Raw genomic sequence first — 241 nt, 5'->3', positions numbered from 1 at the left:
GACCCTGCACTTCTTCGTCCTGACCGTTTGCGTTTTGCTTAATCGCTTGTCCGGAAACCTGAGTCGGTACACCGCCCATCATATAGTGGCAGGTTGGAATCACAGGAATTGGCTCTTTCACCGGATCGACGTGCGCAAAGGTACGCGACAGTTCAAGGATGCCCGGCAAACGAGATTCCAGAACATCTTTACCCAGATGATCCAGCTTCAGTTTAATGTGTGGTCCCCACGGGCCATCGCA

Annotated in this window: 1 protein-coding gene; it reads right to left on the bottom strand. The window is 52.7% G+C overall.

All coding sequences use genetic code 11. From position 1 onward, the window contains the following. Positions 1-241, bottom strand: a 241-nt coding sequence (locus ACYP03_RS27675) for an FAD-binding protein (protein WP_459782893.1), incomplete at both ends; no start/stop codon positions are given.

Source organism: Photobacterium sp. R1 (assembly GCF_054600795.1).
This window is presented reverse-complemented; position numbering and strand designations above follow the sequence as displayed.